The sequence below is a fragment of the Mesorhizobium sp. P2_B11 genome, from assembly GCF_056404855.1.
This window is the reverse complement of the sequence record NZ_JBFUDF010000009.1, coordinates 1-14,427: the sequence shown is the minus strand read 5'-3', so window position 1 is coordinate 14,427 and position 14,427 is coordinate 1. Positions and strand designations below refer to the sequence as shown.

General features: G+C 63.7%; 14 protein-coding genes. 5 read left to right on the top strand and 9 right to left on the bottom strand.

The window, feature by feature from the left end; translation table 11 throughout:
• The first annotated feature begins 96 nt into the window (after positions 1 to 96).
• Both AC1DYJ_RS26885 and AC1DYJ_RS26880 read left to right on the top strand, forming a co-directional pair.
• On the top strand, positions 97 to 1,281 hold the full coding sequence (locus AC1DYJ_RS26885; RefSeq protein WP_477282678.1) for an HlyD family secretion protein: 1,185 nt from the start codon (positions 97 to 99) through the stop codon (positions 1,279 to 1,281).
• A 22-nt stretch (positions 1,282 to 1,303) separates the two neighbouring features.
• The gene (locus tag AC1DYJ_RS26880) at positions 1,304 to 2,905 is read left to right on the top strand and encodes a DHA2 family efflux MFS transporter permease subunit (RefSeq protein ID WP_477282676.1); all 1,602 of its coding nucleotides are present in this window, start codon (positions 1,304 to 1,306) and stop codon (positions 2,903 to 2,905) included.
• Between the two features lie 97 nt (positions 2,906 to 3,002).
• Here AC1DYJ_RS26880 and AC1DYJ_RS26875 read toward each other — a convergent pair whose 3' ends face one another.
• The 5 genes from AC1DYJ_RS26875 to AC1DYJ_RS26855 all read right to left on the bottom strand — a co-directional run bounded on the left by AC1DYJ_RS26875 (position 3,003) and on the right by AC1DYJ_RS26855 (position 7,456).
• A complete protein-coding gene (locus AC1DYJ_RS26875) occupies positions 3,003 to 4,538 on the bottom strand; it encodes an FAD-dependent monooxygenase (RefSeq protein ID WP_477282674.1) in 1,536 nt (511 codons plus the stop codon).
• A 154-nt stretch (positions 4,539 to 4,692) separates the two neighbouring features.
• Positions 4,693 to 5,193 (bottom strand): peptide-methionine (R)-S-oxide reductase MsrB, encoded by a 501-nt coding sequence (gene msrB / locus AC1DYJ_RS26870; RefSeq protein WP_477282672.1) that lies wholly within the window; start codon positions 5,191 to 5,193, stop codon positions 4,693 to 4,695.
• Between the two features lie 214 nt (positions 5,194 to 5,407).
• Positions 5,408 to 5,965: a fasciclin domain-containing protein gene (locus AC1DYJ_RS26865; protein ID WP_477282670.1), complete on the bottom strand. Its 558-nt coding sequence runs from the start codon at positions 5,963 to 5,965 to the stop codon at positions 5,408 to 5,410.
• A gap of 226 nt (positions 5,966 to 6,191) precedes the next feature.
• Entirely contained in the window at positions 6,192 to 6,920 is a 729-nt protein-coding gene (locus AC1DYJ_RS26860) for an anti-sigma factor (RefSeq protein ID WP_477282668.1), read from the bottom strand.
• Entirely contained in the window at positions 6,917 to 7,456 is a 540-nt protein-coding gene (locus AC1DYJ_RS26855) for a sigma-70 family RNA polymerase sigma factor (RefSeq protein WP_477282666.1), read from the bottom strand. Before AC1DYJ_RS26855 ends, AC1DYJ_RS26860 begins: the two co-directional genes overlap by 4 nt.
• Positions 7,457 to 7,604: 148 nt before the next feature.
• Between AC1DYJ_RS26855 and AC1DYJ_RS26850 the strand changes: the two genes are divergently transcribed.
• Complete coding sequence (locus tag AC1DYJ_RS26850) at positions 7,605 to 9,101, top strand: amidase (RefSeq protein WP_477282664.1); 1,497 nt, start codon at positions 7,605 to 7,607, stop codon at positions 9,099 to 9,101.
• Between the two features lie 109 nt (positions 9,102 to 9,210).
• Complete coding sequence (gene argB, locus AC1DYJ_RS26845; RefSeq protein ID WP_112559011.1) at positions 9,211 to 10,104, top strand: acetylglutamate kinase; 894 nt, start codon at positions 9,211 to 9,213, stop codon at positions 10,102 to 10,104.
• A gap of 41 nt (positions 10,105 to 10,145) precedes the next feature.
• Here the strand turns inward: argB and AC1DYJ_RS26840 are convergent, their stop codons facing one another.
• From AC1DYJ_RS26840 to AC1DYJ_RS26830, 3 genes are all read right to left on the bottom strand, one after another.
• Positions 10,146 to 10,544 carry a RidA family protein gene (locus tag AC1DYJ_RS26840; protein ID WP_477282662.1) on the bottom strand — a complete coding sequence of 133 codons (399 nt, stop codon included), beginning with the start codon at positions 10,542 to 10,544 and terminating at the stop codon, positions 10,146 to 10,148.
• A gap of 151 nt (positions 10,545 to 10,695) precedes the next feature.
• Positions 10,696 to 12,240 carry a magnesium-protoporphyrin IX monomethyl ester anaerobic oxidative cyclase gene (gene bchE / locus AC1DYJ_RS26835; protein ID WP_477282660.1) on the bottom strand — a complete coding sequence of 515 codons (1,545 nt, stop codon included), beginning with the start codon at positions 12,238 to 12,240 and terminating at the stop codon, positions 10,696 to 10,698.
• Positions 12,241 to 12,352: 112 nt separating this feature from the next.
• Entirely contained in the window at positions 12,353 to 12,829 is a 477-nt protein-coding gene (locus tag AC1DYJ_RS26830) for an Lrp/AsnC family transcriptional regulator (RefSeq protein WP_477232210.1), read from the bottom strand.
• A 140-nt stretch (positions 12,830 to 12,969) separates the two neighbouring features.
• On the opposite strand from AC1DYJ_RS26830, the gene phhA reads away from it, so the two are divergent.
• On the top strand, positions 12,970 to 13,806 hold the full coding sequence (phhA, locus tag AC1DYJ_RS26825) for a phenylalanine 4-monooxygenase (protein WP_477282658.1): 837 nt from the start codon (positions 12,970 to 12,972) through the stop codon (positions 13,804 to 13,806).
• A 225-nt stretch (positions 13,807 to 14,031) separates the two neighbouring features.
• On the opposite strand, the gene AC1DYJ_RS26820 is transcribed toward phhA, so the two are convergent.
• A partial coding sequence (locus tag AC1DYJ_RS26820) for an integrase core domain-containing protein (RefSeq protein ID WP_477426308.1) occupies positions 14,032 to 14,427 on the bottom strand: 396 nt, incomplete at its 5' end.

Here is a 14,427-nt window from a genome sequence, read left to right as displayed (position 1 = left end):
GATATGGGCCCACTTTAACGCTATGTCAACGTCCAGATCGAACCGAACGGTTCAGTATAACACGATTTCCTTATATAGCGACAGTAGCGAGATATCATGTCCTCGAACACCCCAACCACGACCGCCGAAGTCCGGCCCTTCCCCACCGCCAAGGTCTCGCCGGCGATCGAAGCGCCGGAAGCGCTTCCGAGGCCCACTACTGAGGTTCCGGCCGAGGCGCCGGCCAAGAAGAAGCGGTCGGCGCGTTCGCTGATGCTGCCGATTATCGGGCTCGCGCTGCTCAGCGCCGGCGCCTGGTATGGCTATAACTACTGGACCGACGGCCGGTTCCTGATCTCGACCGACGACGCCTATGTCCAGGCCGACATGTCATTCGTGTCGCCGAAGATTTCCGGCTATGTCGACCAGGTCAACGTCGCAGAGAACCAGCAGGTCAAGGCCGGCGACCCGCTGGTGACCATCGACGCCGGCGACTACAAGATTGCCGTCGCCCAGGCCGAGGCGCAGATCGCCACGCTGGCCAAGACGCTCGATCGCATCGACGCGCAGACCAAGGCGGCGCAGGCTTCGCTGCAACAGGCGCAGGCGCAGAAGGTCGCCGACCAGGCAGCCGCCGACAACGCGGTGCGTGCCCAGCAGCGCGCCGCGCAATTGGTCAAGACGCGTGTCGGCACGCAGGCACAGCTCGACGACGCCCAGACCGCCCTCGACCAGGCCAATGCAGCGCTTGTCGGCGCCGATGCGCAGATCGCCGCCGCACAGGCCAATATCGGCGTGTTCGAGGCGCAGCGCGCCGAATCCGCCAGCACGCTGGCCTCGCTGCAGCTGAGCCGCGACAAGGCCGCGCGCGATCTGTCCTTCACCGTGCTCAAGGCGCCTTATGACGGCGTCGTCGGCAACCGCTCGGTCGAGCAGGGCGACCTCGTCAGTCCCGGCCAGAAGCTCGCCGTCGTGGTGCCGATGGACAAGCTCTACATCGTTGCCAACTTCAAGGAGACGCAGCTGGCCAAGCTGGTGGCCGGCGAGAAGGTGCGGGTCTCGGTCGACGCCACGGACGGCCATGACTTCGAAGGCACGGTGTCATCGCTGGCGCCGGCTTCGGGCGCGGTGTTCTCGCTGCTGCCGCCGGAAAACGCCACCGGCAATTTCACCAAGGTGGTGCAGCGCGTGCCGGTTCGCATCGAAGTGCCGGCCGATGTTTTGAAGGCAGGCAGGCTGCGCGCGGGCTTGAGCGTCGTCGTCGCCGTCGACAGCCGCACGGCTCCGGCCGCGACGAACTGAGCGGGCGCAAGGGGATAACGCCATGGCAACCGCAACCCTAACAGCAGGAGCGGCGCCGGCGCCTGCCATGCCGGCGGTGCCGACGACCATCTCGACGCGCCGCCTCATCGCCTTCCTGGCGATGGTGTTCGGCATGTTCATGGCGATCCTCGACATCCAGATCGTCTCGGCCTCGCTGGCCGAGATCCAGGCAGGCTTGAGCGCCAGTTCCGACGAAATCCCGTGGGTGCAGACCGCCTATCTGATCGCCGAAGTGGTGATGATCCCGCTGTCGGGCTTCCTCAGCCGGATGCTGTCGACGCGGGTGCTGTTTGCGGGTGCGGCGGCCGGCTTCACGGCGGCGAGCGCGCTGGCCGCGACCGCCACCAACATCGACCAGATGATCGTCTACCGCGCCATCCAGGGCTTTATCGGCGGCGGCATGATCCCGAGCGTCTTCGCCGCTGCCTTCACCATCTTCCCGCCGTCGCGCCGCGCCATGGTGTCGCCGATGATCGGCCTGGTGGCGACGCTCGCGCCGACCATCGGCCCGACTGTCGGCGGCTATATCAGCCATGCCCTGTCGTGGCACTGGCTGTTCCTGATCAATGTTATCCCCGGCATTCTGGTGACGGCCACGACCTGGACGCTGATCGACTTCGACAAGCCCAATCTCGGCCTGTTCAGCAAGTTCGACTGGTGGGGCCTTGCCGGCATGGCGGCTTTCCTCGGCTGTATGGAGTATGTGCTCGAGGAAGGTCCGAACCATGACTGGCTGCAGGAACAGGCCGTCTTCATCTGCGCCATCATCATGGTTGTCGGCGCGGTGCTGTTCTTCTGGCGCGCCTTCACCGCCGAGGAGCCGATCGTCGATCTCACAGCCTTCACCAACATCAATTTCGCCTTCGGCTCGCTGTTCTCCTTCGTCATCGGCATCGGCCTCTACGGCCTGACCTATCTCTATCCGGTGTTCCTCGGGCGCATCCGCGGCTACGATTCCTTGATGATCGGCGAAGCGCTGTTCGTCAGCGGCCTGGCGATGTTCGTCACCGCGCCTATTTCCGGCATCCTGTCGAGCAAGATGGATTTGCGCGTCATGATGATGATCGGGCTGCTCGGCTTTGCCGCCGGCACCTGGTGGATGACGCATCTGACGGCCGACTGGGATTTCTATGAACTGCTCATCCCGCAGATCCTGCGCGGCTGTTCGATGATGCTGTGCATGGTGCCGATCAACAACATCGCGCTCGGCACCTTGCCGCCGGATCGGCTGAAGAACGCGTCGGGCCTGTTCAACCTGACCCGCAACCTCGGCGGCGCCGTCGGCCTGGCCGTCATCAACACCGTGCTGATCGATCGCAGCGCCTTCCACTACGCAAGGCTGGCCGAGCATGTCGAATGGGGCAGTGCCGCGGCCCAGCAGAAGCTGCAGAACATGACGCTCGACTTCCAGCAGACGCCCGGGCTCGACGCCAGCAAGGCGGCGATCTCCAAACTGTCGGGCATGGTCCAGCAGCAGGCGTCGCTGCTGTCGTTCATGGACGTGTTCACCATGCTGACCGCCCTGTTCGCGATCATGGCTGTTTTCACCATGGTCATCTCCAAGCCGGCGCCGCCTGCGGGCGGTGGCGGCGGAGGCCATTGAGCGCGCCGGTTCCCCCGCTTGGCGCCCTCATGTGTGACCCCGGAAATCAACCCCCGATTTCCGGGGTCACGCTTAAGCATCGACCGCTACCGAGATTTCACGACGCCGCAGGCGGCCCGAACCATCTGGTCAGCGCGTCGGTCAGCCTTTCCGATGGCGGACCACCGACCCAGGCCACATAACCGTCGGGCCGAACCAGTACGGCGCCGGGAGCTTCGACCGCACCCAGCACCGGCAGCTCCCATGCACCATCATATCGAGCGTCGACCGAGCGAACCCGATCCGCCCATGGGCCGATGTCGAAAGCGCCAGGTTTTCCAAAGTTGAGCAGCAGCGGCCGCGCACCGTGCAGCAGCGCAAAGACCCGCTGTGGGCCATCAGCGGTGACGAGGTCGAGATCCGGCATGCGACGCCCCAGCAGCGGATGCCCCTCGCCAAGGTCGTAGTGGATGTCCAGACCGGACATCATGCCGGCAAAGCACTTGCGCGGCTCCTCCATGGCAAGGAGCCCGGACACCATGTCTCGCAGCGCCTTTATGCGCTCGTCTTCACGGCGCAGCACGACCGCCGCCATGGTGTTTTTCAACACGCGCGCGGCAACCGGGTGGCGCTCGGCCTGGTAGGTATCGAGCAGGCTTTCCGGCGCTGTTTTCCTGACCACCTGGGCGAGCTTCCAGCCCAGATTGACAGCGTCCTGCACGCCAAGCTGCATGCCCTGTCCGCCGTCCGGCGGATGCACGTGGGCAGCGTCGCCCGCCAGCAGCACCCGTCCCTTGCGGTATGACGCTGCCTGCCGGACCATATCGGTGAAGCGGGACAGCGATGCCGGATTGTGGACGCCATAATCGGTGCCGAAGACGGCAATGAGCGCGTAGCTCAGATCGCGCAACGTGGGCGGCGCGACAGCCCCGACCTCGCGCTCGGTCACCATCACCCGCACGGTCCCGTCGTCCAGTTTGCTGAGACCATGAATGCCTGTTGCATCGCGGTGGATGCCCCAATTCGGCTCCTCTGCTACCTCGACCTCGCCAATCAGGTTGCTGGTCGTCGGATCCGAACCCGGGAACTCGATGCCCGATGCCTTGCGCACGAGGCTTCTGCCGCCGTCGCAACCGACGAGGTAATCGGCGCGAAGCGAGCGGCCATCGCTGAGCGCGACATCGACGCCGCTCTCATCCTGCACGAAAGCCGTGACCTCGCAGCGACGGTAGATCGTGACGCCAAGCTCCTCGACCCAGTCGGTAAGGATGCGCTCGATATGCTTCTGCCACAAAGCGAGCCCGTAATTGTGGCGGGTGGGAAAGTCGCTGATATCAAGCGAAACGCCGGCAAAGCCCGCGACCTGGGCAGTCCGCCCTTGCGCCAGAAACCGGTCGGCAATGCCGCGCTGGTCGAAGATCTCGATGGTTCGTGCGTGCAGGCCGCCGGAGCGCAGCCCGTCGAGCTCTTGTCCAACGCGCCGCTCCACGATAGCGGCATCGACGCCGGCCAGGGAAAGCTCGCCGGCCAGCATCAGTCCGGTCGGCCCGCCTCCGACGATCACCACGGGATGAGAAATTTGCGACCGGTCTGCCTCAGCACGATCGGTCGATGTGCGCTCGCCTCGGCGAGCGCGTTCTTCAGTTGGTTGCATAGGTCCTTGCCCTCTCGTTAAGGGCTGCGGAATCTACGCATAAAAAGCCGTCTGCCAATTCTTGATTTTAAGAGTTTTGGCCCCATTTCATAGGTAAGAGGCGGTTGTCACGCCGCCTCCCAAATACCCGACATCACCAAGAGACGCTGGACGCTCAGGCTGCGGCTGGCTTGAAGGTCAGGGCGACGCCGTTGATGCAGTGGCGCAGGCCGGTCGGCGCCGGGCCGTCGTCGAAGACATGGCCGAGATGGCCGCCGCAGCGGCGGCAGTGGACCTCGGTGCGGGTCATGCCGAGCGAACGGTCCTCGGTCTTGCCGACGGCGTTGGCAATCTCCTGCCAGAAGCTCGGCCAGCCGGTGCCGGAATCGAACTTGGTCTCCGAGGAATAGACCGGCAGGTCGCAGCCGGCGCAAGCAAAGATGCCCTTGCGGTGCTCATTGAGCAGCGGGCTGGTGCCGGGATATTCGGTGCCTTCCTTGCGCAGCACGTTGAAGGCTTCGTCCGACAGGATGGCGTGCCACTCGGCGTCGGTCTTGGTGACCTCGAAAGTTTCGGCAGCTTTGGCGGCTTGAGGCCCGCCCATCCGCAGCGTTGCCGCAGCGCCGGCAACCGCCGCAAAGGCGACGCCGCTGAGAAGTAAATCGCGACGGTTCATGACAGAAATCCTCCTGCAGGTCGTTTTGCCAGATCTGGCCGCCACTGGAAAATCAAAAGCCGGTGACGGTGGCCCTGCAAACGAACGCTCCACACCGGCTCCGCACTTGCTGCGGACGGGATGGAGCGCTCGGTCGTTTGCGCGGCCCACGGGGGCGCGAGCCGCGCAATCTGCAGGAGCCTTGACCAACTGTTCGTCGGCGGCAGGCGCTTTGTTACATCTTCGGCAGCAGAACCTTGTCGATGACGTGGATGACGCCGTTGGACTGCTCGACATCGGCGATCGTCACATTGGCGACATTGCCGTTCTCGTCGGTGACGGTGACCTTGCCGCCTTCGGCCTTGAGCGTCAGCTCGCAGCCGCCGACCGTCTTGACCTTGTGGGCGCCGCCGTCGGCCTTGGCCATTGCGGCGACATCCGCGCCCATCGCCTTGGCACCGATGACATGGCAGGTCAGGATCTTGGTGAGCTTGTCCTTGTTCTCGGGCTTGACCAGCATCTCGACCGTGCCGGCCGGAAGGGCGGCGAAGGCCTCATTGGTCGGCGCGAAGACGGTGAACGGTCCGGCGCCTTGCAGCGTCTCGACCAGGCCGGCAGCCTTAACGGCCGCGACCAGGGTCGTGTGGTCCTTCGAATTGACGGCGTTCTCAACGATGTTCTTGTTGGCGAACATGGCGGCGCCGCCAACCATCGGATTTTCGGCATAGGCAGCGGCGGCGAGGGCGGAGGCGGCAATGGTACCGGCGAGCAAAAGGGTGGCGAGTTTACGCATAGTGTTCGGACTCCTCGGGTTATTGGTTCCTCTTTCGGGAACATGAGGAGATACGGAATAGAACTGCTTGAGTTTCCTCGCACCGGCAAAAATTATTCTTTATTTTGTCGACGAATTGAATTTCTGCGGAGGTCGAATTTTAATTTTCATCACCGCAGCCAAAACGAAAACAGCGGAAGATATACTTCCGCTGTTCTTCTTAGTCAGGCCATGACCTTGAGATCTTTCAGATGCCCTTCAGGTCGCCCGCGGCAACGACCGGTCCGGTCGGCTGTCCGGTTGTCGAACCGCCCGTCGGCTCGACGCTGACGGCGAGCACGGCACCTTGCGCCAGCTTCTGCTGCACGGCCGGGGTAACCGGGATATGCGCGACCTGGCCGGCGGGAATGACGCCCATCGAGACCGGCGCATTCTTGCCTTCGATCATCCACAGCTCGAAGTCCTTGCCGGCGGCGCGTTCGCCCGAAACCAGAGACAGGCCGACATCCTTGCGCGCGGCGTCGTAGACTACGAGGTATTTGACGTCGCTTCCATCTGCAGCCAGCGAGGCGACCAGGCGCTCCTGCGGCGCAACAACCGGCGGAGCCCTGAATAGCGGCACGGCAGTGTAGAGCACCAGCGCTGCGAGAGCCGCCGCGGTGAGGCCGCGCCAGAAGGCGAGGCTCGCCCACAGGCTGCCGCTCGGCGCCGCGGTGGTCGACGCTGCGGTGGACGAGAACAGCCGGCGATCGATAGCCGGCTTGATGGTGGCCGGCGGCTCGACTTCCGCATAGGCGGCGTCGAACGGCGAAAGGTGAACGTGCCAGGAATCGACGAGACGGGCAAAGCCGGTCTCCGCGTCGATACGTCCGGAAGCTATCTGGCGTTCGTCCGCTGCCAGAACGCCGAGAACGTATTCGGCTGCGAGCAGGTCGTCGCCTCCACGTTCCGGTCCATTTTCTTCTGCCAGGGTCATCTTTCCAGACATTCTCTAAGTTTCAACAGGCTGCGTCGCAGCCATGTCCGCATCGTGTTGAGCGGAACCTTGTGACGGTCCGCCAGCTCGGCGTAACTCTCGCCGTTCAAATAGGCACCCCGGACGGCTTGCGCCCGGTCTTGTTCCAACTCTTCGAGGCACTGGTAGATGCGCTCGGATTCACCGCCCGCAACAACCATAGCCTCCGGCCCCGGCCCCGGGTCCGCCACGTCGAGCGCGGCATCGATATCGGCAGCAGGCTTGCGCCGCGACCGGATGCGATCAATCGCATGATTGCGGGCTATGGCCACCAGCCAGGAGATTGGGCTGAGATCCGAAACGGCGAAACGATCCGCCTTCGTCCATACTTTGACGAAGACCTCTTGCAGCGCTTCTTCCGCATCTCCGCGATCCTTCAATACACGAAGGCACACGCCGAAAAGTTTCGCGCTGGTTTGCCGGTAAAGCAGATCGAACGCAGTCCGGTCCTTCATTGAGGTCCGGACAATCAGGGTTGAGATATCCTGCGGCGTCATGTGCACAAGCTAGGCGATTGCGGTTTATTTGCAAAGGCAGAAATGTTGTTCTCCACGCAAACGTCATCCCGGCTGGACCGCCAGTAATCGTCGGTCGGTTGCCAAGGAAATCGGCTGTCGTTAGCCTCTCGCGGAAAGGGGAACAGCAATGTCGGCCGAACGGATGCTGTGGGACAACGATGCAACCGGCCTGGCAGAGCTGGTGCACAAGGGCGAAATCTCGCCACAGGACCTGGTCGCCGCAGCGATCGCGCGCGCCGAGGCCACCCGCCCCGACATCAACGCCATTGCCGAACCGCTCTACGATGCGGCGCGGACACGGGCGAAGTCCATCGACCGCAAGCTGCCTTTGGCCGGCGTGCCGTTTGCGGTGAAGGATCTCGGCATCGCCATCAAGGGCGTGCCGACGCACACCGGCAGCCGCATCCCGGCTTTCACCGCCGACTTCAATTCGGTGATGACCGAGCGCTATCTCGCGGCCGGCCTCATCCCTATCGCCACCAGCACCTCGCCCGAACAAGGGCTGCGGCTGATGACCGAATCGGCCGCCTTCGGCATCACCCGCAATCCGTGGAATACAGGCCATACCAGCGGCGGTTCGTCGGGCGGTGCGGCGGCACTGGTGGCGGCCGGCGTGGTGCCTGCGGCGCATGCCTCGGATGGCGGCGGCTCGATCCGGGTGCCCTCGGCCTGCACCGGGCTGGTCGGCCTGAAACCCTCGCGTGGCCGCGTGCCGCAAACGCCGCTGATCAGCGAAGCCTGGTACGGCATGGTGGTCGACCACGCCGTCACCCGCTCGGTGCGCGACTGCGCGCTGCTGCTCGACCTGACGCATGGACCGGACCTGCTGGCGCCCTACGCCGCGCCGGCACCGAAAGGGACCTTTGCCGCCGCTGCGGCGCGCGATCCAGGCAAGCTCAAGCTCGCCGTCTACCGGAAATCGCCGCTCGGACTGCCGATATCGGCCGAGACGCTCGCTGCGCTCGACATTGCAGTGGCGCTGGCGCGCGAAGGCGGCCACACGGTGGAGGAGATCGACCTGCCCTATGTCGATCGCGATTTCATGGCTGATTTCGCCAAAACCGTCGCCTCGGCGGTGGCCGGCACGATGCGCGGCGAGGCGCTGCGCGTCGGCCGCCCGGTCCTGGGCGATATCGAGCGTTCCACGCGTGTCATTGCGCGCTTCGGCGAGATCGTCTCGGCCGGCGAGATTTATGCCGGCCTGCAGCGGCTAAACGCCGTCTCGCGCCGGCTGATTACCGAGACCGCGCACTATGACGCCGTGCTGATGCCGATCATTGCCCATCCGCCGCTCGCCTGCGGCGCCATGGACCCGAAGGGCGCCGACGAGCTGATCGAAAATCTGCTCGACAAACTGCACCTCACCCGGCTGCTGAAGCTCAAGCCACTGCTCGGGCAATTGATGGACAAGAGCCTGTGGTTCACCCACTGGCCAGCGATCCAGAACGTCAGCGGGCAGCCGTCGATCGCGCTGCCTGTCCATGTCACCGATGCCGGCCTGCCGCTCGGCATCCAGGCCGTCGGCCGCCCCGGCGACGAGGAGACGCTTTTGTCGCTGGCCGCGCAGATGGAAAAGATTTCGGGCTGGCTGACGCGGCGGGCGCCGCTGAAAGTGCCGGGCTAGATCGCGCCGTCTTTGCGATTTCGTGATTGTGACAGCAAAGCCGTTTGCGGCCTGCGCCAATTCCCGCTAAGACGCCGCCGTCCTTACCCACATCCAGGGAACCAAGCCGATGACGGAGATCACCGCCACCGCCGAAATGCAGGCCGCACTGCTTTCGCGGGCCCTGCCCTATATGCAGCGCTACGAGCACAAGACCGTCGTGGTGAAGTATGGCGGCCATGCCATGGGCGATATCGAGCTCGGCAAGGCTTTTGCCCGCGACATCGCGCTGCTGAAACAGTCCGGCGTCAACCCGATCGTCGTCCATGGCGGCGGCCCGCAGATCGGCGCCATGCTGGCCAAGATGGGCATCGAATCCAAGTTCGAAGGCGGCCTGCGCGTCACCGACCAGAAGACGGTCGAGATCGTCGAGATGGTGCTGGCCGGCTCGATCAACAAGGAGATCGTAGCGCTGATCAACGCCGAAGGCGAATGGGCGATCGGCCTGTGCGGCAAGGACGGCAACATGGTGTTCGCCGAAAAGGCGCGCAAGACCATGATCGATCCGGATTCCAACATCGAGCGCGTGCTCGATCTCGGCTTCGTCGGCGAGCCGGTCGAGGTCGACCGCACGCTGCTCGACCTTCTGGCTCGCTCGGAGATGATCCCGGTGCTGGCGCCGGTGGCACCGGGACGCGACGGCCACACCTACAACATCAATGCCGACACGTTTGCCGGCGCCATTGCCGGCGCCTGCCAGGCGACGCGGCTTTTGTTCCTGACCGACGTGCCCGGCGTGCTGGACAAGAACAAGAAGCTGATCGACGAACTGACGGTGGCCGAGGCCAAGGCGCTGATCAAGGACGGGACGGTGTCGGGCGGCATGATCCCCAAGGTCGAGACCTGCATCGAGGCGATCGAACGCGGCGTCGAAGGCGTGGTCATCCTCAACGGCAAGACGCCGCATTCGGTGCTGCTGGAACTGTTCACCGAACACGGCGCCGGCACGCTGATCGTGCCCTGAGCGACTGCTGGCCGCGGCCCGCCGATCAGGCTGCCAGTCTATCAGGCGGATTGGGGCAAGCGCGCAATGACCTTTATTTCGAAATCGAAGCCGGCTAACCAGTTGACGCCGACCGCGGTCCAGTTGGTGTAGGGCGGCTCCCCGAACACCTTCAGCCGGACGGCATCGATCGCGCCCCACTGGGCAGCCGGATCGGTGTGGAAGGTGGTCACGTCGACAATGTCGTCGAATGTGCAGCCGGCGGCCTTCAGCACCGCCGCGAGATTTTCGAAAGCGAGCTGGACCTGCTTCTCGAAGACCGGCTCCGGCGACCCGTCCTCGCGGCTGCCGACCTGGCCGGAGACGAACAGGAGATCGCCAGAGCGGATTGCCGCCGAATAGCGGTTGATCTCGTAGAGAGCCTGCCGTCCCGCAGGGAAGATCGCGTCACGTTTGTTCATGTTCACTCCATCTGGACAAGGCAGGCTCCCGACGAGCTCGGCCTGCGCTCCGGACCGCTTACATACGCCCCGTATACTCGAGATGGGTACATACGCTGCGTATGTCAATATGCATACGTTGCGTATGTCTATGAAAATGACAGCAAGCCGGTCAGACGCCCGGCGAGATCACGACGGCCGCTTCGGCCGGCTTGCGCGTTGGCCGCACGACGACCATCGATTCCTCTTCAGCATCCTGCGGGGCGCCCCAAAATTCGGCGAGCGTCGGGCCGTCCTTCAGGCGGCGGTCCCACGCCAAGAAGCCCCAGACCTCGCGGAACCAGACGCGGCGGCCCATTTTCGTGTACCAGCGCATCGAATGGCGCTGCTCGGGATCGGGATGGAAAAGAATGCGCGCCAGCGCCTTCGGCCGCGACTGCACCGCGACCTCGATCAGCTTGACCGAGAAGAACAGCATCCACGGTTTCAGCCGGGTCATCTGCAGCACCTGATGTTTGTAGTCCCACAGCCTGGCGTCCGTCTGGATGACCTTGCGGTCCTTGGCGATGCGGAAGAACGGTGTCCAGCGGTGCGGGGTGACGTAAAGCGCCTGGATCTGATCGGGGTCATAGGCAAGCAGCTGGCGGAAGCCGCGCCACAAATCGCGAAAGGTCTCGTCCTCGAAGCCAGCCACCCAGGTCGCCATCGACAATATGCCGTGCTGGCGCAGCAGTCTTATTGCCTCGCGGTCGGATGAGGTGCTGCCACCCTTGCGGATCAATTGAAGCGTCTGTTCGTCGGTGTTTTCCATGCCGAGCAGCCAGCGGATGACGCCGGCCTTGCGGTAGAGATGCAGAATGTCGGCGTCGCGCACGATGTCGTCGGCGCGGGTCGAACCGACGATCAGCACCGGCACGTTTTCGGCGATCAAAGCGTCGAGGAAGGCGCGCCATGCTTTCTTGGACACGGTCGGGTTCTCGTCGGCGAGGTTGATCAGCTCGACTCCGTGCTCGCGATGCAGCCAGGCAATCTCCTGCGCGAATTTCTTGGGATCGCGATGCCGCCAGCGGGTCCAGAAACCGCGCTGGCCGCAATAATTGCACAAATGCGGACAACCGCGCGAAAACTGCATGACCACGGCGCGCTTGCCGCCCCAATAGCTGTAGCGGCTATGGTCGATCAGCTCCCAGCCGACACGATACTCATCGAGAGTGGCGATGGTGCCGGCCGGCTGTGTGGCGAAGGGTCGGCCAAGATCATCGCGATAGGCGATGCCGGCGACGTCGGCCAGCGGCCGGCGCTTGTCCAGCGCCTCGATCAGGGCAACGATGGTCGCCTCGCCCTCGCCGCGCACGATGAAGTCGAAAACATCTGTCGCCAGTATGTCGCGCCAGTGATAGGTCGGAAACACCCCGCCATAGATCAGCAGCGTCGCGGGCTCCAGCGCCTTGACCATGCGGGCTATGGCAAGCGCGGTGGGATGCGCCGAGGTCGAGCCGGAATGGCCTATCAGGATGCAGTCGGGCTGGCTGCTCAAGGCGTCGCGCACAAGCGTGTCCAACGGCATCGGCCCGAACTCGGCATCGACCAGGCGCACTTCATGGCCGGCGTCTAGCAGCGGGCCGCCAATTGCCAAGAGGCCAAGCGGCGGCAGATGGTCGTCGGGCACGCGGCTGCCTATTGCCGTGTGCGGCGGATTGATCAGCACGATTTTCATGACGGACCTCAGTAAATCGGTCCGCATGGCGTAGCCGGCGTTTCAGATCGGCAATTGGGCTCCGTTCAGCAGTTTGCGTGCAGCTTTTCGGCAGAAATGGCGACGCCCGCGCTCAGCGCCTGAGATGGGCGAGCGGCACGTGGCCTGGACCTTTGATGTTCTGCAGCACCAGTTGGGTGTGGACATCGCGCACGCCGGCAAGCCGCATCAGCCGGTGCATGACGAAGGCGTTGAGCTCGTCGACCGAGGGCACCATGACATGCAGCAGGAAATCGTGGTCGCCGGTCATCGTCCAGCAGGACGACACTTCGTCCATGCGCTGCACGGCGGCAATGAAGGTTTCGGGCGAACCGTCGCTGTGGCTGACCAGCCGCACTTCGATGAACACTTCTACCATCAGGCCGACGGCGCGGCGGCTGAGCACGGCGGCAAACCCCTTGATGATGCCGGCCTCCTGCAGCGCCTCGAAGCGGCGGGCGCACGGCGTCGTCGACAGGCCGATCTCCTGCGCGAGCTCTGACACGGGCTTGCGCCCGTCGCGTTGCAGGATGTCGAGCATCTTGATCTCGAAATCGTCAAACTGAGGCATTTTCACTCTCCTTCAGCTTTTGTGTGGTGACTTTTACCTCAAATCCCACCTCCAAGCTATCATCAAAGCTGAATTGCCTCGCCGGCTGCCGCTAGATTTGGCGAACAGATTCGAAGTCACATGATCAGGGGAGAAGAACCATGACGACGATGAGCGTTGCCGAATATGCCCGTGATTGCGCGGCGCAGGGCCTGCGTGGCGACTATTCGGTGTGCCGTTCCGATTTCACCGTGGCGCAAGGCTACGACTACAGCGCCGAGGAACAGTCGGTGTGGCGCACGCTGTGCGACCGCCAGACCAAGCTGACCCAAAAGCTGGCGCATCACTCCTATCTCGATGGCGTCGCCGCGCTTGGCCTGCTCGACCGGATCCCGGATTTCGGCGCGGTCAGCGAGAAATTGCGCAAGCTGACCGGCTGGGAAATTGTTGCAGTGCCCGGCCTCATTCCGGCGGCACCCTTCTTCGACCATCTCGCCAACCGGCGCTTTCCGGTGACCAACTGGCTGCGCACCAAGGAAGAGCTCGACTACATCGTCGAGCCGGACATGTTCCACGACTTCTTCGGCCATGTGCCGATCCTGACGCAGCCGGTGTTTGCCGATTTCATGCAGATGTATGGCGAGAAGGCCGAGAGCGTGATTGCGCTGGGGGGCGACGAGATGATCACCCGGCTCTACTGGTACACCGCCGAATACGGGCTGATGCAGGAGAAGGGCCAGCCGCTGAAAGCTTTCGGCGCCGGGCTGATGTCGTCCTTCACCGAATTGCAGTTCGCCGTCGCGAGCCCGGATGCGCACCACGTGCCCTTCGACCTCGAAACGGTGATGCGCACCGGCTACGAGATCGACAAGTTCCAGCGCGCCTATTTCGTGCTGCCGTCCTTCGACGTGTTGCGCGATGCGTTCCGGACCGCCGATTTCAAAGCGATCGTCGCCCGCCGCAAGGGGCAGCCGGCGCTAGACCCGTCAAGCGTCTAGCCGAAGCAGCCGACAAACCCTGAAGCGTTTGCGCGGCACTTACCCCCACCCTTAATCCCTCCCCACAAGGGGGAGGGAGATTTGGTAGGCGTTGATCCAAATAAACCGCCGACGTTTCGACGCCAAAGAACGGGTAGCGCGCGGCAGCGTCCCTCCCCCTTGTGGGTGTTTGGACCGGAGACATCGCGAACAGGTGTGCGAGGACATCGCGAACAGTTTTGCATGCTATCGAGCCAGAGTGTTGAGGTCGATTGTTTCTATTTTCTGATGTCTGAACCATGCGTCGAAGACGTCGTCTGTGGCGGTAGGCCTGAAGGCGACGGACTTTCCCGCGAAGGCTTTGCACACGTGGGTTTTGCGACCGAGGATCGAGACGAAGCCTTGCTGCTCGACACGGCAGATGAGATCGTCCTTGGCGTATTCGAACGGCTCGACCGTTTCGCGATACTGACGCGGCGAGACCTGATAGCGATCGAGCGGCACGCCGCCGGTAAGCGCATCGTGGGGACGCTGGGCGTTGTAGACGTGGCGCCACTGGTCGAATGCGTCCTGGGCCTCGGCGAGATCTTCGAAGGGTGGTCCCTGCAGGGTCTCGGCCTTGAGCGAACGATGGAAGCGCTC